Here is a 17,548-nt window from a genome sequence, read left to right as displayed (position 1 = left end):
AACTTTTTAGCGACGAAATGATGGCACTCGCCACAGGAATTCATTAATCTTCGCGGCCGCAGCGGGCAGGCCGCCTGGCGCCCGACCCCATCCGGCTTCCGGCGGCCTCCCGCGGCCCTTGTCCTTTCTTCGCCAGACGAAGCCGGTATGCGCAAGACATAACTTGTCACAATCGCCTGCCCATCATGTGCCGGTCATCCCCAGCGCGGACCCGCACCATGACCTCCGATGTCCTTCCCGCCGACGCCGTCGTCAGTGCCGCCGGCAACGCGCACAAGCCCCATCTCGAGCAGCGTCCCGGCCGCCTCACCGCCCTCGTATTCTTCGCCGTGCTCGCCACCGGACTGCTGTTCAGCGCCTACAGCCTGATGCAGGACGTCGATGACGTCGGTTCCGCGATCACCACCTGGACGCCCTTCCTGCTGCTCGGCGTGGCCCTGCTGATCGCCCTCGGCTTCGAGTTCGTCAACGGCTTCCACGACACCGCCAACGCGGTGGCCACGGTGATCTACACCCACTCGCTGCCGCCGCACTTCGCGGTGGTCTGGTCGGGTTGCTTCAACTTTCTCGGCGTATTGCTCTCCAGCGGCGCGGTGGCCTTCAGCATCATCGCCCTGCTGCCGGTGGAACTGATCCTGCAGGTCGGTTCCTCGGCCGGCTTCGCCATGGTCTTCGCCCTGCTGATCGCCGCCATCCTGTGGAACCTCGGGACCTGGTGGCTGGGCCTGCCGGCGTCGTCCTCGCACACCCTGATCGGCTCGATCATCGGCGTCGGCGTGGCCAACGCGCTGATGCATGGGCGCGATGGCACCAGCGGGGTGGACTGGGGCCAGGCGACCAAGGTCGGCTACTCCCTGCTGCTCTCGCCGCTGATCGGCTTCGCCTGCGCCGCCCTGTTGCTCCTGGCGCTGCGCCTGCTGGTGAAGAACCGCGCGCTGTACAAGGCGCCGAAGGGCAAGGCGCCGCCGCCCTGGTGGATCCGCGGCCTGCTGATCCTGACCTGTACCGGGGTGTCCTTCGCCCACGGCTCCAACGACGGACAAAAAGGCATGGGCCTGATCATGCTGATCCTGGTCGGCACCCTGCCGATGGCCTACGCCCTGAACCGCACCATGCCGGCGGACCAGGCGGTGCAGTTCGCCGCCGTCGCCGAGGTCACCCAGCAAGCGCTGGTGAAGAGCGCGCCGCAACCGGCGCCGGCCGATCCGCGCCAGGTACTCTCCGACTACGTGCGCAGCAAGCAGGCATCGCCTGAGCTGATCCCGGCGCTGGCCGCCCTGACCGGCTCGATCGGCCAGGAAGTGAAAGGCTATGGCGCGTTCTCGCGGGTACCGGCGGAAGCCATGGGCAACGTGCGCAACGACATGTACCTGACCTCCGAGGCGATCCGCCTGATGGACAAGGACGGCGTCGGCCGCTTCGACGCCGACACCCGCGGCAAATTGCAGGCGTTCAAGCAGAAGATCGACGACGCCACCAAGTTCATCCCGCTATGGGTGAAGATCGCCGTGGCCATCGCCCTCGGCCTGGGCACCATGGTCGGCTGGAAACGCATCGTGGTGACGGTCGGCGAGAAGATCGGCAAGACCCACCTGACCTACGCCCAGGGCGCCTCGGCGGAAACCGTGGCGATGCTGACCATTGGCGCGGCGGACCTGTATGGCTTGCCGGTCTCCACCACCCATGTGCTGTCTTCCGGGGTGGCCGGGACCATGGCGGCGAACGGTTCGGGGCTACAGTGGAAGACCATCCGCAACCTGCTGATGGCCTGGGTGCTGACGCTGCCGGCGGCGATCCTGCTCTCGGCCTCGCTCTACTGGCTGCTTACCCGGCTGTTCTGAAACACGGCGGCCGGCATGGGTGCCGGCCGCTCGTCGCGCCGCTCAGGGCAGGACTTCGTCTTCCTTGAACTGGTCCTTGATGTAGGTGATCTCGGTCTTGCCGTGGGGCGCCGGCAGGCCGTCCGGGCCGAGGTTGACGAAGACCATCTTGTCGATGGTGAGGATGCTCTTGCGGGTGATCTTGTTGCGCACGTGGCAGGTCATGGTCAGCGAGGTACGACCGAAGTCGGTGGCGGTGATGCCCAGCTCGATGATGTCGCCCTGGCGCGCCGAGCTGACGAAGTTGATCTCGGAAATGTACTTGGTGACCACGCGCTGGTTGCCCAGCTGGATGATCGCGTAGATCGCCGCTTCTTCGTCGATCCAGCGCAGCAGGCTGCCGCCGAACAGGGTGCCGTTGGGGTTGAGATCTTCTGGCTTGACCCACTTGCGGGTGTGGAAATTCATGTGAACTCCTGGTGTGGTGCCCCACGGCCGCCATCCTGGCCGTCGTGGAGGATGCCCGGCGGTATCGCCGCCGCGGCTCCGCGGGACCCGGCGGATCGGCCCGGTCCCGGGGCGGCGCGTCCTGCCTGCGCCGCCCGATGTTCCTGCGCGCTCAGCCCAGCCCGTTGGCCTCGCGGTACTGCCTGGCCTCTTCCACCAGCCAGTCGCGGAAGGCATTGAGCATCGCCGATTCGACCCTGCGCTCGGGAATGATCAGGTAATACGCATTCTCGCTCAAATAGGCATGTTGCATGGGCACGATAAGCCTTCCGTCGGCCAGCTCGTCCTGGATCAGGAAGGGCGGTATGAGGGCCACGCCCATGCCGTGCATGGCCGCCTGGGCAAGCATGGAGAACAGCTCGTAGCGCGGCCCGCTCATGTCGTGGGCGACGTTCAGTCCCTGGGAGTGAAACCACTGGCGCCAAGCGTAGGGCCGGGTGCTCTGCTGCATCAGCGGCAGCCCGGCGACCTGCTCGGCGCTCAGCGTTCGACGCCCGCCCAGCAGCTCCGGGCTGCACACCGGCACCGGATTCTCGCGCATCAGGAAATGCGAGACGGTACCCGACCAGTCGGCGTCGCCGAAGTACAGCGCGGCGTCGAACTCGGTGTCGGCGAAGAGGAACGGGCGGGTGCGGTTGGTCAGGTTGACCGTGACCTCCGGGTGCAGCCGCTGGAAACGCTTGAGCCGCGGCAACAGCCATTGGGTGCCGAAGGTCGGCACCACCGCCAGTTCGATCGCGCCGCCGCCCTGGTGCCCCATCACCGCCAGGGTGTCGCGCTCCACCGCGTCGAGGCGTACCGCCACCCGCCGGCTATAGGACAGCCCGGCCTCGGTAAGCTTGACCCCGCGCCGCGAGCGACGGAACAGCTCGACACCGAGGAACTCCTCGAGCGTGGCGATCTGCCGGCAGATCGCGCTCTGGGTCAGGGACAACTCCTCCGCCGCCTTGGTGAAGCTCTCGTGGCGCGCGGCGGATTCGAAGCTGACCAGCGCGGCGGTGGAAGGGATCTTGCGTCGCATGGAGGACTCCGGAGTGCCGGTTTCGCATCTATGACGCCCAGGTCACGATTCCTCGCGCCTCTTCAAGGGCATGAAATACGAGACTCATTTTCTCGGAGTGAGAAAATAGCACAAGTGCGTGCGAATTCCTCGTTTGCCGCCCCATTCGCTAGGCTCTTAGGATGCTTCCATTCCGGCTGGCCCACGCCAGCCTCCGCTACCGCTTGACGAGGATGTACGCATGGCCACCAAAGCTAGCTTCAACTGGGAAGACCCCCTGCTGCTGGACCAGCAGCTCACCGAAGAAGAGCGCATGGTTCGCGACAGCGCCCAGCAGTTCGCCCAAGACAAGCTGGCCCCGCGCGTGCTCGAAGCCTTCCGCCACGAACAGACCGACCCGAAGATCTTCCGCGAGATGGGCGAGACCGGCCTGCTCGGCGCGACCATTCCCGAAGCCTACGGCGGCAGCGGCCTCAACTACGTCTGCTATGGCCTGATCGCTCGCGAAGTCGAGCGCGTCGACTCCGGCTATCGCTCGATGATGAGCGTGCAGTCCTCGCTGGTAATGGTGCCGATCCATGAGTTCGGCAACGAAGCCACCCGGCAGAAGTACCTGCCCAAGCTGGCCAGTGGCGAATACATCGGCTGCTTCGGCCTGACCGAGCCGAACCACGGTTCCGACCCGGGCTCGATGGTCACCCGGGCGAAGAAAGTCGACGGCGGCTATCGCCTGAGCGGCAGCAAGATGTGGATCACCAACAGCCCGATCGCCGACGTCTTCGTGGTCTGGGCCAAGGATGACGAAGGGCAGATCCGCGGCTTCGTCCTCGAGAAGGGCTGGGAAGGCCTGAGCGCCCCGGCGATCCATGGCAAGGTCGGCCTGCGCGCCTCGATCACCGGCGAGATCGTGATGGACAACGTATTCGTTCCGGAAGAGAACGCCTTCCCCGAGGTGCGCGGCCTGCGCGGTCCGTTCACCTGCCTGAACTCGGCGCGCTACGGCATCTCCTGGGGCGCCCTGGGCGCCGCCGAATTCTGCTGGCACACCGCCCGCCAGTACGTGCTCGACCGCCAGCAGTTCGGCCGCCCGCTGGCCGCCAACCAACTGATCCAGAAGAAGCTGGCCGACATGCAGACCGAGATCACCCTGGCCCTGCAAGGCTGCCTGCGCCTGGGGCGGATGAAGGACGAAGGCACCGCGGCGGTGGAAATCACCTCGATCATGAAGCGCAACAGCTGCGGCAAGGCCCTCGACATCGCCCGCCTGGCCCGCGACATGCTGGGCGGCAACGGCATCTCCGACGAGTTCGGCATCGCCCGCCACCTGGTCAACCTGGAAGTGGTGAACACCTACGAGGGCACCCACGATGTCCACGCGCTGATCCTCGGCCGCGCGCAGACCGGCATCCAGGCATTCTTCTGAGCCACCGAGCAACACCCCGGCGCGCTTTTTCACGGTAGCGCGCCGGCCGCCGGGGAGACGGGCAAGGAACCCGTCTTCCCGGCCATTTCCGTTTCCAGCCTCCAGCAGCGAGAACCGTCATGCCCGGCGCCCTTTCCCATATCCGCGTACTCGACCTGTCCCGCGTCCTGGCCGGCCCCTGGGCCGGGCAGATCCTCGCCGACCTCGGCGCCGAGGTGATCAAGATCGAGCGCCCCGGCAGCGGCGACGACACCCGCGCCTGGGGCCCGCCGTTCCTCAAGGATGCCGAAGGCAACGACACCAGCGAGGCGGCCTACTACCTGTCGGCCAACCGCAACAAGAAGTCGGTGACGGTGGACTTCACCCAGCCGGAAGGCCAGCGCATCGTTCGCGAGCTGGCGGCCAAGGCCGACATCCTGCTGGAGAACTTCAAGGTCGGCGGGCTCAAGGCCTATGGCCTCGACTATGAATCGCTGAAGCAGGTCAACCCGAAGCTGATCTACTGTTCGATCACCGGCTTCGGCCAGTCCGGCCCCTATGCCAAGCGCGCCGGCTATGACTTCATGATCCAGGGCCTGGGCGGCCTGATGAGCCTCACCGGGCGCGCCGACAACGAGGAAGGCGCCGGTCCGGTGAAGGTCGGCGTGGCGCTGACCGATATCCTCACCGGGCTGTACTCCTCCACCGCGGTGCTCGCCGCCCTCGCCCACCGCGACGTCAGCGGCATCGGCCAGCACATCGACATGGCCCTGCTCGACGTGCAGGTCGCCTGCCTGGCCAACCAGACCCTCAACTACCTGACCACCGGCGTGCCGCCGCGGCGCCTGGGCAACGCACACCCGAACATCGTGCCGTACCAGGACTTCCCCACCGCCGACGGCGACATGATCCTCACGGTCGGCAACGACAGCCAGTTCCGCAAGTTCGCCGAGCTGGCAGACCACCCGGAATGGGCCGACGACCCGCGCTTCGCCACCAACAAGGCGCGGGTGGCCAACCGCGAGGTGCTGATCCCGCTGATCCGCCAGGCCACGGTGCTGCACACCACCGCCGAGTGGATTCTTTCCCTGGAGCGCGCCGGCGTGCCCTGCGGGCCGATCAACGACCTGGCGCAGGTGTTCGCCGACCCGCAGGTGCAGGCCCGCGGCCTGCGCGTGGAGCTACCGCACCCGCTGGCCGGGACGGTGCCGCAGGTGGCCAGCCCTATCCGCCTGTCCGAGACGCCGGTGGAATACCGCAACCCGCCGCCCACCCTCGGCCAGCACACCGACGAGGTCCTCGAGACGCTCCTCGGCCTGGACGCGGCCGCGCTGGAAAGGCTGCGCGACGGCAAGGTGATCTGAGCCCCGCGCGCCGCCCCAGCGACGCATCGGCGGACAACGCCCCACCGTACCCCGCGCAGCACCACGTAGGGCGCATAACCGCAACGCGGTTATCCGCCGCCCAGCCGCGCATCGGCGGATAACGCCCCTGGCGTTATTCGCCCTACCGTACCCTGCGCAGAACCGCCACGTAGGGCGGATAACCGCAACGCGGTTATCCGCCGGCCCAGCCGTGCATCGGCGGATAACGCCCCTGGCGTTATTCGCCCTACCGTACCCTGCGCAGAACCGCGACGTAGGGCGCATAACCGCAACGCGGTTATCCGCCGGCCCAGCCGCGCATCGGCGGATAACGCCCCTGGCGTTATTCGCCCTACCGACCCCGTGTAGAAGGCGGTCGATGCCGGCGCCTCGATGGAAGCGCCACTCAGGCCGCCAGGCGGCCGCCGGCGATCGCCTCGGAGGCCTTGAGCATGGCCCGCAACAGCACCGCGCAGCCGGCGGCCAGGTCGTCGGGGCTGGCGTTCTCGATCTCGTTGTGGCTGATGCCGTTCTCGCAGGGCACGAAGATCATCCCCGCCGGACCGAGTTCGGCGAGGAAGATCGCGTCGTGGCCGGCGCCGCTGACGATGTCCATCTGCGGCATGCCCAGCGCCTGCGCCGCCTCGCGCACCGCGCCGACGCATCCCTGGTCGAAGTACAGCGGCGGGAAATCGGCGGTCGGCACCAGCTCGTATTGCAAGCCATGCTTCTCGCAGGTCGCGGCGATCACCTGGCGGACTTCGGCGATCATCGAGTCCAGGCGCTCCGGTTGCAGATGGCGGAAGTCCAGGGTCATCTTCACTTCGCCGGGTATCACGTTGCGCGAACCGGGATAGGCGTGCAGGCAGCCGACCGTGCCGCAAGCATGCGGCTGATGGCCGAGGGCCGCGCGATTGACCGCCTCGACCACCGCCGCGGCACCGACCAGGGCGTCCTTGCGCAGGTGCATCGGCGTTGGCCCGGCGTGTGCCTCGACGCCGCGCAGGGACAGATCGAACCATTTCTGCCCGAGCGCGCCGAGCACCACGCCGATGGTCTTCTCCTCGTCCTCGAGGATCGGCCCCTGTTCGATGTGCGCCTCGAAATAGGCGCCCACCGGATGTCCGAGGCAATCCCGCGCTCCCGCGTAGCCGATGGCGTCCAGCGCCTCGCCTACGCTGACACCGTCGGCATCGCGCTTGGCCAGGGTCTCCTCCAGGGTGAACTTCCCGGCGAATACGCCCGAGCCCATCATGCAGGGCGCGAAGCGCGAGCCTTCCTCGTTGGTCCACACCACCACCTCCAGCGGCGCCTCGGTTTCCACCCCGAGGTCGTTGAGGGTGCGGATCACCTCGAGGCCGGCCATCACCCCGAAGCAACCGTCGAACTTGCCGCCGGTGGGCTGGGTGTCGATGTGGCTACCGGTCATCACCGGGGGCAAGTCCGGGTTACGCCCGGGACGACGGGCGAAGATGTTGCCGACCCGATCGACGCTGACCGTGCAGCCGGCCGCTTCGCACCATTGCACGAAGAGATCGCGGGCCTGGCGGTCGAGATCGCTCAGGGCCAGGCGGCAGACCCCACCCTTGGCGGTGGCGCCGAGGCGGGCGAGATCCATCAGCGATTGCCAGAGGCGCTGGCCATCGATGTGTCGCTGGGTGGATTGCAGGACGTTCCGGGCAGTGCTCATTGTCGTCTCCTCAGGCTTGGAGTGGGTGTCGGCGGCTCGCCGGCCGCCTGTATGCCCATCAGGGCAGCGGTTTGGCCAATGCCGCCGGGCTCCGCGCGCGGCGGCCGCAGAGGCCGTAGTAGAGCGCGCCGCCGAGCAGCGAGCCGGTGAACCAGCCGTAGTCGTAGAACCAATGGAATTGGCGGTTGCCGAGGGCCATGACGGTCAGCGCCACCGGCACCGCGAAGGCGGCGAAGCCGGGCCAGTTCCAGGCCGGGTAGACGTCGTCGCGGTAGAGTCCGGCAAGGTCGAGGCGTTGCCTGCGCACCAGGAAGTAGTCCACCACCATGATCCCCGCGATCGGCCCGAGCAGGCTGGAGTAGCCGAGCAGCCAGTTGGAGTAGACGCTTTCCAGGCTGAGGTCGGAAACGATCCAGCCGAGCTTCTTCAGCAACTCGTGGGCCATCAGCGCCAGGCCGATGAAACCGGTGAGCCAGACGGCGCGGGTGCGGCCGATGAGTTTCGGTGCGATGTTCTGGAAGTCGTTGGTCGGCGAGACGATGTTCGCCGCGGTGTTGGTCGAGAGGGTGGCGACGATGATCAACGCCATCGCCACCGCCACCCAGCCGGGGCTGGGGATGTGGCCGATCAGGCTGACCGGGTCGGAAACCGTCTCGCCCACCAGCGAAGCCGAGGCGGCGGTCATCACCACGCCGAGGGCGGCGAACAGGAACATGGTCAGCGGCAGGCCGAAGATCTGTCCGAGTATCTGGTCCTTCTGGCTGCGCGCATAGCGGCTGAAGTCGGGGATGTTCAGCGACAGCGTGGCCCAGAAGCCGACCATCGCCGTCAGCCCGGCCATGAAGTAGCCGGTGACGCTGGCGCCTTCCGGGCGCTTCGGCGGCTGCGCCAGCAGTTCGCTGACCGATATGTGCGGCAGCGCCCACACCAGCAGGCCGAGGCCGACCAGCACCAGCAGCGGTGCCGAGAGTGTCTCCAGCCATTTGATCGACTCCGCGCCGCGCAGCACCACCCACAGGTTCAGCCCCCAGAACAGGAGGAAACCGATCACCTCGCCGGTGCCGCCAAGGGCCTTCCAGGCGGGAAAGATCGAACCGAGGAAGAGATGGATCGCCAGCCCGCCGAACAGCGTCTGGATGCCGAACCAGCCGCACGCGACCACGGCGCGGATCAGGCATGGCACGTTGGAGCCGATGATGCCGAACGAAGCGCGCAGCAGCACCGGGAAGGGAATGCCGTAGCGGGTGCCAGCGAAGGCATTGAGGGTCAGCGGGATCAGCACCACCAGGTTGGCCAGCAGGATCGCCAGCAGCGCTTCGCCGACGCTGAGGCCGAAGTAGGCGGTGAGGACGCCGCCGAGGGTGTAGGTGGGCACGCAGATGGACATGCCGATCCACAGCGCGGTGATGTGCCACCTGTTCCAGGTACGCTGTTCCACCCGGGTCGGGGCGATGTCGTGGTTGTAGCGGGGACTGTCGAGTACGTCGCTGCCGGCGGACAGCTCGACCAAGCCGTCGCGCTCGGTCACTTCCGATCTGCTCTGTTGCATGGGCCTCTCCAGAATTCTTTTAGTTATTCGCTCATCGGGCTAATGCGATGGCCGGAGTACCGCACCACCAGTACTGCACCTCCGGTCCGGACAATGCCGTGGCGGGCGGCACTCAATAAGCGTGCCGAAAACCCCGCGACGTCACTGGGCAGGCCGGTCTACTGGAGGTAACCGACTGATCTGAAACACTTCGTCGACAACGTTGGTGACACGCCGACGGGCAGTCCGGTGTGTCACCGGGGAAAATGCGCGAGCCTGTCGCCCTGGTCAGGAACCAAAGGAGTGCAGGCGAATTTTTTTCATCTCCCCACAACCGCTCGAACACGGCTTTCAAGCGGCTGATTTTGCATGAGAAATCTCGACCTTTTTGAATTCTTGTCAAGCGCGTCAAAATGGTGAGAACCCTCACCATTTTGGTGATATTTATTTTTAATTATTTAAAATCAACAAGTTACAAACTCAAACAACCATTTGAAAATAATCTTGCTCAATCGATGATCAGCATCTAGATTCGAATCCTGTCAGCGCTGACAGGATTACAGAAACCCTCGGCGCATGGCGAAAAAACAATTTCAAGAACCGGCAACGACCGGTCAGCCTGCGAGGAAAGACGGCATGTCCCTGTTGATCCGTGGCGCCACCGTGGTTACTCACGAAGAGAGTTATCGAGCCGACGTGCTCTGTGCCAACGGCCTCATCCAGGCCATCGGCGAGAACCTCGAAACCCCCTCCGGCTGCGACGTCCTCGACGGCGGTGGCCAGTACCTGATGCCGGGCGGCATCGACCCCCATACCCACATGCAGTTGCCCTTCATGGGCACGGTGGCCAGCGAGGACTTCTTCAGCGGCACCGCGGCCGGGCTGGCCGGAGGGACCACCTCGATCATCGACTTCGTCATCCCCAACCCGCGACAGTCGCTGCTGGAGGCCTTCCACACCTGGCGCGGCTGGGCGCAGAAATCCGCTGCGGACTACGGCTTCCACGTCGCCATCACCTGGTGGAGCGACGAGGTCGCCCGGGAAATGGGCGAGCTGGTGGCACAGCACGGGGTGAACAGCTTCAAGCACTTCATGGCCTACAAGAACGCCATCATGGCCGCCGACGATACCCTGGTGGCCAGCTTCGAGCGCTGCCTGGAGCTGGGCGCGGTGCCGACGGTGCACGCGGAGAACGGCGAACTGGTCTTCCACCTGCAGCAGAAACTCCTCGCCCAAGGCCTCACCGGCCCCGAGGCGCATCCGCTGTCGCGTCCGCCGCAAGTCGAGGGCGAGGCCGCCAGCCGCGCCATCCGCATCGCCGAGACGCTGGGTACGCCGCTGTACCTGGTGCATATTTCCAGCCGCGAGGCGCTGGACGAGATCGCCTATGCCCGCGCCAAGGGCCAGCCGGTCTACGGCGAGGTGCTGGCCGGGCACCTGCTGCTCGACGACAGCGTCTACCGCCACCCGGACTGGGCCACCGCGGCCGGCTACGTGATGAGCCCGCCGTTCCGTCCCGTCGAACACCAGGAAGCGCTGTGGCGCGGCCTGCAGTCCGGCAACCTGCATACCACCGCCACCGACCACTGCTGCTTCTGCGCCGAGCAGAAGGCCATGGGCCGCGACGACTTCAGCAAGATTCCCAATGGCACGGCCGGCATTGAGGACCGCATGGCGTTACTGTGGGACGCCGGGGTCAACAGCGGGCGCCTGTCGATGCACGAGTTCGTCGCGCTGACCTCCACCAACACCGCGAAGATCTTCAACCTGTTCCCGCGCAAGGGCGCGATCCGCGTCGGCGCGGATGCCGACCTGGTGCTCTGGGACCCGCAGGGCAGCCGCACCCTCTCGGCCGCCACCCACCACCAGCGGGTCGATTTCAACATCTTCGAAGGTCGCACCGTGCGCGGCATTCCCAGCCACACCATCAGCCAGGGCAAGCTGCTCTGGGCCGCCGGCGACCTGCGCGCCGAACCCGGTGCCGGACGCTACGTGGAGCGCCCGGCCTACCCGTCGGTGTACGAAGTGCTCGGCCGCCGCGCCGAACGCCAGCGCCCGGTCGCCGTCGAGCGCTGATCCTTCCCGCAATACCGGACCGGCCCGTAGAGGCCGGACGGTGCCGTATTGCCGTTGACTGCCCCGAGAAGAAACCAGAAGAGAGGCTACAACCGTGATCGATTCCCTGAACCACCTCCCCCGTCCGGACGCCGGCGCGGACACGCTCGCCGAGCGCTTCGCCGACCTCGCACCGCCGCTCAATGCCCGCCAGGCCGCCCTGGAAAGCGCCCGCTGCCTGTACTGCTACGACGCGCCCTGCGTCAACGCCTGCCCGACCGAGATCGACATCCCCGGGTTCATCCGCAGCATCGCCCAGGAGAATGTCCAGGGCGCGGCGCAGAAGATCCTCTCGGCGAACATCCTAGGCGGCAGCTGCGCCCGCGTCTGCCCCACGGAAATCCTTTGCCAGCGGGCCTGCGTACGCAACAACGCCCAGGAATGCGCACCGGTGCTGATCGGCCAGTTGCAACGCTACGCCCTCGACCACGCCGGCTTCGGCGAACATCCGTTCAAGCGCTCGCCGGCCACCGGCAAGCGCATCGCCGTGGTCGGCGCCGGGCCGGCCGGGCTGTCCTGCGCCCACCGCCTGGCCATGCACGGCCACGACGTGGTGCTCTTCGAGGCCCGCGCCAAGGCCGGCGGCCTCAACGAGTACGGCATCGCCCGCTACAAGCTGGTGGACGACTTCGCCCGGCGCGAAGTGGAATTCCTCCTGCAGATCGGCGGTATCGAACTGCGCCACGGCCAGCGTCTCGGCGACAACCTGGCGCTCGGCGCCCTGCACGACGAGTACGACGCGGTGTTCCTCGGCATCGGCCTGGCCGCCAGCAAGCGCCTCGGCCTGGAAGACGAGGACGCCCCCGGCCTGCTCGCCGCCACCGACTACATCCGCGAACTGCGGCAGAGCGACGACCTGCTCGACCTGCCCGTCGCCGACCGTTGCATCGTCATCGGCGCCGGCAACACCGCCATCGACATGGCGGTGCAGATGAGCCGGCTCGGCGCCCGCGACGTCAACCTGGTCTACCGCCGTGGCTTCGAGGAAATGGGCGCCACCGGCCACGAGCAGGAGATCGCCAAGGTCAGCCAGGTGCGCCTGCTGACCTGGGCCCGACCGGAACGGGTACTGCTCGACGAGCATGGCCGGGTGCGCGGCATGCGCTTCGCCCGCACGCGCCTGGAGAACGGTCGCCTGGGCGACACCGGCGAGCACTTCGAACTGGCCGCCGACGCCATCTTCAAGGCCATCGGCCAGGCCTTCGAAGGCGCCAGCCTGGGCGATCCGCTGGCAGCGCAACTGCGGCGCGACGGCGAGCGCATCCAGGTCGACGGACAGATGCGCACCAGCATCCCCGGCATCTACGCCGGCGGCGACTGCGTGGCGCTCGGAGAGGACCTCACCGTGCAGGCGGTGCAGCACGGCAAACTGGCGGCGGAAGCGATCCACGCCCAACTCATGCTCAACGTGGAGGCTGCGTGATGGCCGACCTGTCTATCGAATTCGCCGGCATCAAGTCGCCCAACCCCTTCTGGCTGGCCTCCGCGCCGCCCACCGACAAGGCCTACAACGTGGTCCGCGCCTACCAGGCGGGCTGGGGCGGGGTGGTCTGGAAGACCCTCGGCGAAGACCCCGCGGCGGTCAACGTGTCGTCGCGTTATTCCGCGCACTTCGGACCGAACCGCCAGGTGCAGGGGATCAACAACATCGAGCTGATCACCGACCGCTCGCTGGAGATCAACCTGCGCGAGATCGCCCAGGTGAAGAAGGACTGGCCAGACCGCGCGCTGATCGTGTCGCTGATGGTGCCCTGCGTCGAGGAGTCGTGGAAATACATCCTGCCGCTGGTGGAAGCCACCGGCGCCGACGGCATCGAGCTGAACTTCGGTTGCCCCCACGGCATGCCCGAGCGCGGCATGGGCGCGGCGGTGGGCCAGGTACCGGAGTACGTGGAGATGGTCACCCGCTGGTGCAAGACCCACTGCTCGCTGCCGGTGATCGTCAAGCTCACCCCCAACATCACCGACATCCGCCAGTCGGCGCGCGCCGCCCATCGCGGCGGCGCCGACGCGGTGTCGCTGATCAACACCATCAACTCGATCACCAGCGTCGACCTGGAGCGCATGGTCGCCCTCCCCGTGGTCGGCACCCAGAGCACCCACGGCGGCTACTGCGGCTCGGCGGTGAAGCCGATCGCCCTGAACATGGTCGCCGAGATCGCCCGCGACCCGCAGACCCGCGGCCTGCCGATCTGTGGCATCGGCGGTATCGGCAGTTGGCGCGACGCAGCGGAATTCGTCGCGCTCGGCTGCGGCGCGGTGCAGGTATGCACGGCGGCGATGCTGCACGGCTTCCGTATCGTCGAGGACATGCAGGACGGTCTCGCGCGCTGGATGGACAGCCATGGCTACCAGCGGCTGTCCGACTTCAGCGGCGGCGCGGTGGGCAATACCACCGACTGGAAGTACCTGGACATCAACTACCAGGTGATCGCCCGCATCGACCAGGACGCCTGCATCGGTTGCGGCCGCTGCCATATCGCCTGCGAGGACACCTCGCACCAGGCCATCGCCAGCCTGCCCCGGGCCGACGGTACGCACCGCTACGAAGTGATCGACGCCGAGTGCGTGGGCTGCAACCTGTGCCAGATCACCTGTCCGGTGGAGAACTGCATCGAAATGGTGCCGCAGGACACCGGCAAGCCCTATCTCAACTGGACCCAGGATCCGCGCAACCCTTACCGCGAAGCCTCCTGAACGCAGGGCGGCGCCCGCATCCCCGGCGGACGCCGCCCTGCCGCGCGCCGGCACGCTTCCTGCGTGCCGCTGCGGTCCGACGACGCGCAACGGCGTCTGTCGGATCGACCCGCCTTCGACTACCATTCGCCGCGGCCCGGCCGACGCTCCCGGACGGCCGGCGCCCCATGGAGACTCGCGCATGTCCGCAGACAGCAACTACAGCCAGCAACCGGTCCCGCTGGCGGCGCGCAAGAGCGCACTGGCCCTGAGCGTGGTGATGCTCGGCCTGACCTTCTTTTCCGCCAGCATGTGGACCGGCGGCACCCTCGGCACCGGCCTGAGCTACGACGACTTCTTCCTCGCCGTGCTGCTGGGCAACCTGATGCTCGGCCTGTACACCGCGATCCTCGGCTTCATCGGCGCGCGCACCGGCCTTTCCACCCACCTGCTGGCGCATTACTCGTTCGGCAGCAAGGGCTCCTGGCTGCCCTCGGCGCTGCTCGGCGGCACCCAGGTCGGCTGGTTCGGCGTCGGCGTAGCGATGTTCGCCATCCCGGTGGCCAAGGCCACCGGCCTCGACGTCAACCTGCTGATCCTGGTCTCCGGGGCGCTGATGACCCTCACGGTGTTCTTCGGCATCGCCGGTCTGACCCTGCTGTCGGCCATCGCGGTCCCGGCGATCGTCGTCCTCGGCAGCTACTCGGTATGGCTCGCGGTGCGCGACGCCGGCGGCCTGGCGGCGCTGCAGCAGGTGACGCCGAGCGCGCCGCTGAGCCTCTCGACCGCGATCGCCCTGGTGGTCGGCTCGTTCGTCAGCGCCGGCACCCTCACCGCCGACTTCGTCCGCTTCGGCCGCAGCGCGCGTACCGCCGTGGTGGTGTGCCTGGTGGCGTTTTTCCTCGGCAACTCACTGATGTTCATCTTCGGCGCGGCCGGCGCGGCGGCGGTGGGCAAGTCGGACATCTCCGACGTGATGATCGCCCAGGGCCTGCTGATCCCGGCGATCCTGGTCCTCGGCCTGAACATCTGGACCACCAACGACAACGCGCTGTATGCCTCCGGCCTCGGCTTCGCCAACATCACCGGCCTCTCCAGCCGCTTCCTGGCGATGCTCAACGGCGCCCTCGGCACCCTCGCCGCGCTCTGGCTGTACAACCACTTCGTCGGCTGGCTGACCTTCCTCTCCGCCGCCATCCCGCCCATCGGCGGGGTGATCATCGCCGACTACCTGAGTCGCCGCCGGCGCTACCGCCAGCACCCCTGCGCGGACATCCAGGCGATCAACTGGGCGGCGATCCTCGCCGTCGCCTGCGGCACCGCCGCCGGCCACTGGCTGCCGGGGATAGTGCCGGTCAACGCGGTGCTCGGCGCCGCCATCGCCTACCTGCTGTTCAATCCCCTGCTGAGCCGCAGCCCGAACAAACCAGAAGAGGTCCTCCATGCTGATTGACAACCTGCGCCTGCGCGGCCGCGAAGGTCTCTGGCAACTGCGCGTCGCCGATGGCCGTATCGCCGCCCTGGTGCCGATGGAACAGGCCGCCGACGACGCCGGCGAGCGCCTGGACGGCGCCGGCGGTCTTGCCGTGCCGCCGTTCATCGAGCCGCACATCCATCTCGACACCACCCAGACCGCCGGCCAGCCGGAGTGGAACCGCTCCGGCACGCTGTTCGAAGGCATCGAGCGCTGGGCCCAGCGCAAGGCCCTGCTCAGCCACGAGGACGTCAAGCAGCGCGCCTGGCAGACCCTGAAATGGCAGATCGCCAACGGCGTGCAGCACGTGCGCAGCCACGTCGACGTCTCCGACCCGACCCTCACCGCGCTCAAGGCCATGCTCGAGGTGCGCGGCGAAGTGGCGCCCTGGGTCGACCTGCAGATCGTCGCCTTCCCCCAGGAGGGCATTCTCTCCTACCCCAACGGCCTGGAACTGCTGGAGGAGTCGCTGCGCCTGGGCGCCGACGTGGTGGGGGCGATCCCGCATTTCGAATTCACCCGCGAGCTGGGCGTCGAGTCGCTGCACAAGGCCATCGACCTGGCCAAGCGCTACGACCTGCCAGTGGACGTGCATTGCGACGAGATCGACGACGAGCAGTCGCGCTTCCTCGAGACCCTGGCCATGCTCGCCCATCGCGACGGCCTCGGCGCACGGGTCACCGCCAGCCACACCACGGCGATGCACTCCTACAACGGCGCCTACACCTCGCGGCTGTTCCGCCTGCTGAAACTGTCGGGAATCAACTTCGTCGCCAACCCGCTGGTGAACATCCACCTGCAGGGTCGCTTCGACGACTACCCGAAGCGCCGCGGCATCACCCGGGTCAAGGAACTGCTCGGTGCCGGGATCAACACCTGCTTCGGCCACGACGACGTGTTCGACCCCTGGTACCCGCTGGGCACCGCGAACATGCTGCAGGTGCTGCACATGGGCCTGCACGTGACGCAGATGATGGGCTACGACGAGATCGACGGCGGCCTCGACCTGATCACCCGCAACAGCGCCCGCACCCTCGGCCTGCGGGAATACGGCATCAAGGTCGGCCATCCGGCCAACCTGCTGGTGCTGCCGGCCCGCGACGGCTTCGACGCGGTGCGCCGGCAGGTCCCGGTGCGCTACTCGATCCGCGGCGGACGGCTGCTCGCCGAGACGGTCCCGGCGCAGACCACGGTGTTCCTCGAACAGGCGGAAGCGGTGGACTTCACCCGCGCCAGCTGAGCCATCGCCGGAGCCTTCTAGCGAAGGCTCCGCTGCTCAGGGCTCCAATCCGATTCCGCGCAGGACCACGCTGGTCACCGTCTGTACCGCCCTTTCGAACTGCATGTCGCTAAGCGGCTGGTGGCCGTTGAGCACCTCGACCTGGTAGCCGAAGTCGGCGTAGTGCTGGGTGGAGGCCCAGATCATGTAGAGCAGGCTGCTCGGTTCGATCGACAGGATGCGCTTTTCCTCGACCCACTGGCGGATCTTCGCCTCCTTCATCTTGGCCCATTCGTAGAGGCTGTCGTCGAGGGTGGCGCCGAGCAGCGGCGCGCCATGCATGATTTCGTTGGCCCAGACCTTGGAGCCATGCGGGCGGGTGCGCGAATGGTTCATCTTCGCGCGGATATAGCTGGTCAATACCACCCTTGGGTCATCGAACATCTCGAAGCAGAGGGCGTCCTGCTTCCAGACCTCGAGCAGGCCGAGGAGGACGTCGCGGTACAGCTCGTCCTTGGTGCTGAAGTAGTAGTGCAGGTTGGAGCGCGGCAGTTCGGCTTCTTCGGCGATGTTGCCCATGGAGGTGCCGGCGTAGCCTTTTTCGGCGAAGACTTTTTCGGCGGCCAGGAGAATCTTCTCGACGTTGCGGCGGCGGATCTCGATCTTGTGTGTGCCCATGTGCGATCCATTACTGCGAATTCAACCAAGGCTACCAGCAAATCCGGACGTGCGGCGACGCCCAGTCTTGCCAGG

13 protein-coding genes are annotated in these 17,548 nt (G+C 67.0%); 8 read left to right on the top strand and 5 right to left on the bottom strand.

The genetic code is table 11. The features are described from left to right. Positions 1 to 218: 218 nt before the first annotated feature. Positions 219 to 1,841: an inorganic phosphate transporter gene (locus M6E97_RS27345; protein ID WP_034005217.1), complete on the top strand. Its 1,623-nt coding sequence runs from the start codon at positions 219 to 221 to the stop codon at positions 1,839 to 1,841. Between the two features lie 42 nt (positions 1,842 to 1,883). Here M6E97_RS27345 and M6E97_RS27340 read toward each other — a convergent pair whose 3' ends face one another. Both M6E97_RS27340 and M6E97_RS27335 read right to left on the bottom strand, forming a co-directional pair. Then, complete coding sequence (locus M6E97_RS27340) at positions 1,884 to 2,288, bottom strand: acyl-CoA thioesterase (RefSeq protein ID WP_003084686.1); 405 nt, start codon at positions 2,286 to 2,288, stop codon at positions 1,884 to 1,886. A 151-nt stretch (positions 2,289 to 2,439) separates the two neighbouring features. Beyond that, a complete protein-coding gene (locus tag M6E97_RS27335) occupies positions 2,440 to 3,348 on the bottom strand; it encodes a LysR family transcriptional regulator (RefSeq protein ID WP_003109731.1) in 909 nt (302 codons plus the stop codon). 220 nt (positions 3,349 to 3,568) lie between these two features. On the opposite strand from M6E97_RS27335, the gene M6E97_RS27330 reads away from it, so the two are divergent. After that, complete coding sequence (locus M6E97_RS27330) at positions 3,569 to 4,750, top strand: acyl-CoA dehydrogenase (protein ID WP_003084682.1); 1,182 nt, start codon at positions 3,569 to 3,571, stop codon at positions 4,748 to 4,750. A 119-nt stretch (positions 4,751 to 4,869) separates the two neighbouring features. Beyond that, the gene (locus tag M6E97_RS27325) at positions 4,870 to 6,093 is read left to right on the top strand and encodes a CaiB/BaiF CoA transferase family protein (RefSeq protein ID WP_003084679.1); all 1,224 of its coding nucleotides are present in this window, start codon (positions 4,870 to 4,872) and stop codon (positions 6,091 to 6,093) included. Between the two features lie 406 nt (positions 6,094 to 6,499). Here M6E97_RS27325 and M6E97_RS27320 read toward each other — a convergent pair whose 3' ends face one another. Together M6E97_RS27320 and M6E97_RS27315 are read right to left on the bottom strand one after the other, a co-directional pair. Next, on the bottom strand, positions 6,500 to 7,783 hold the full coding sequence (locus M6E97_RS27320; protein WP_003084676.1) for a Zn-dependent hydrolase: 1,284 nt from the start codon (positions 7,781 to 7,783) through the stop codon (positions 6,500 to 6,502). A gap of 58 nt (positions 7,784 to 7,841) precedes the next feature. After that, positions 7,842 to 9,332, bottom strand: coding sequence for an NCS1 family nucleobase:cation symporter-1 (locus M6E97_RS27315; protein ID WP_003084674.1), 1,491 nt, complete (start codon positions 9,330 to 9,332; stop codon positions 7,842 to 7,844). A gap of 615 nt (positions 9,333 to 9,947) precedes the next feature. On the opposite strand from M6E97_RS27315, the gene hydA reads away from it, so the two are divergent. The 5 genes from hydA (at position 9,948) to M6E97_RS27290 (ending at position 16,816) form a co-directional block, all read left to right on the top strand. After that, the gene (gene hydA, locus M6E97_RS27310) at positions 9,948 to 11,387 is read left to right on the top strand and encodes a dihydropyrimidinase (RefSeq protein ID WP_003099919.1); all 1,440 of its coding nucleotides are present in this window, start codon (positions 9,948 to 9,950) and stop codon (positions 11,385 to 11,387) included. Between the two features lie 94 nt (positions 11,388 to 11,481). Then, positions 11,482 to 12,849, top strand: a complete 1,368-nt coding sequence (locus M6E97_RS27305) for an NAD(P)-dependent oxidoreductase (RefSeq protein ID WP_033938505.1) — start codon at positions 11,482 to 11,484, stop codon at positions 12,847 to 12,849. After that, the gene (preA, locus tag M6E97_RS27300) at positions 12,846 to 14,123 is read left to right on the top strand and encodes an NAD-dependent dihydropyrimidine dehydrogenase subunit PreA (RefSeq protein WP_003118829.1); all 1,278 of its coding nucleotides are present in this window, start codon (positions 12,846 to 12,848) and stop codon (positions 14,121 to 14,123) included. The genes M6E97_RS27305 and preA overlap by 4 nt, the downstream gene beginning before the upstream one ends. Positions 14,124 to 14,304: 181 nt before the next feature. Beyond that, positions 14,305 to 15,555 (top strand): cytosine permease, encoded by a 1,251-nt coding sequence (gene codB, locus M6E97_RS27295; protein WP_033938511.1) that lies wholly within the window; start codon positions 14,305 to 14,307, stop codon positions 15,553 to 15,555. After that, the gene (locus tag M6E97_RS27290; RefSeq protein ID WP_033938506.1) at positions 15,545 to 16,816 is read left to right on the top strand and encodes a cytosine deaminase; all 1,272 of its coding nucleotides are present in this window, start codon (positions 15,545 to 15,547) and stop codon (positions 16,814 to 16,816) included. Before codB ends, M6E97_RS27290 begins: the two co-directional genes overlap by 11 nt. A gap of 36 nt (positions 16,817 to 16,852) precedes the next feature. On the opposite strand, the gene M6E97_RS27285 is transcribed toward M6E97_RS27290, so the two are convergent. Further along, entirely contained in the window at positions 16,853 to 17,473 is a 621-nt protein-coding gene (locus M6E97_RS27285) for a TetR/AcrR family transcriptional regulator (protein WP_003084655.1), read from the bottom strand. Positions 17,474 to 17,548 lie beyond the last annotated feature (75 nt).

Source organism: Pseudomonas sp. B111 (assembly GCF_026428275.1).
GTDB lineage: Bacteria > Pseudomonadota > Gammaproteobacteria > Pseudomonadales > Pseudomonadaceae > Pseudomonas > Pseudomonas aeruginosa.
The sequence above is the reverse complement of the archived record's forward strand: the minus strand, read 5'-3'. Positions and strand labels throughout refer to the sequence as shown.

Excerpts from the sequence above, each read along its gene's own strand:
- M6E97_RS27345 (WP_034005217.1), top strand. The coding sequence starts at position 219 with ATGACCTCCGATGTCCTTCCCGCCGACGCCGTCGTCAGTGCCGCCGGC.
- M6E97_RS27340 (WP_003084686.1), bottom strand. The coding sequence starts at position 2,288 with ATGAATTTCCACACCCGCAAGTGGGTCAAGCCAGAAGATCTCAACCCC.
- M6E97_RS27335 (WP_003109731.1), bottom strand. The coding sequence starts at position 3,348 with ATGCGACGCAAGATCCCTTCCACCGCCGCGCTGGTCAGCTTCGAATCC.
- M6E97_RS27330 (WP_003084682.1), top strand. The coding sequence starts at position 3,569 with ATGGCCACCAAAGCTAGCTTCAACTGGGAAGACCCCCTGCTGCTGGAC.
- M6E97_RS27325 (WP_003084679.1), top strand. The coding sequence starts at position 4,870 with ATGCCCGGCGCCCTTTCCCATATCCGCGTACTCGACCTGTCCCGCGTC.
- M6E97_RS27320 (WP_003084676.1), bottom strand. The coding sequence starts at position 7,783 with ATGAGCACTGCCCGGAACGTCCTGCAATCCACCCAGCGACACATCGAT.
- M6E97_RS27315 (WP_003084674.1), bottom strand. The coding sequence starts at position 9,332 with ATGCAACAGAGCAGATCGGAAGTGACCGAGCGCGACGGCTTGGTCGAG.
- hydA (WP_003099919.1), top strand. The coding sequence starts at position 9,948 with ATGTCCCTGTTGATCCGTGGCGCCACCGTGGTTACTCACGAAGAGAGT.
- codB (WP_033938511.1), top strand. The coding sequence starts at position 14,305 with ATGTCCGCAGACAGCAACTACAGCCAGCAACCGGTCCCGCTGGCGGCG.
- M6E97_RS27290 (WP_033938506.1), top strand. The coding sequence starts at position 15,545 with ATGCTGATTGACAACCTGCGCCTGCGCGGCCGCGAAGGTCTCTGGCAA.
- M6E97_RS27285 (WP_003084655.1), bottom strand. The coding sequence starts at position 17,473 with ATGGGCACACACAAGATCGAGATCCGCCGCCGCAACGTCGAGAAGATT.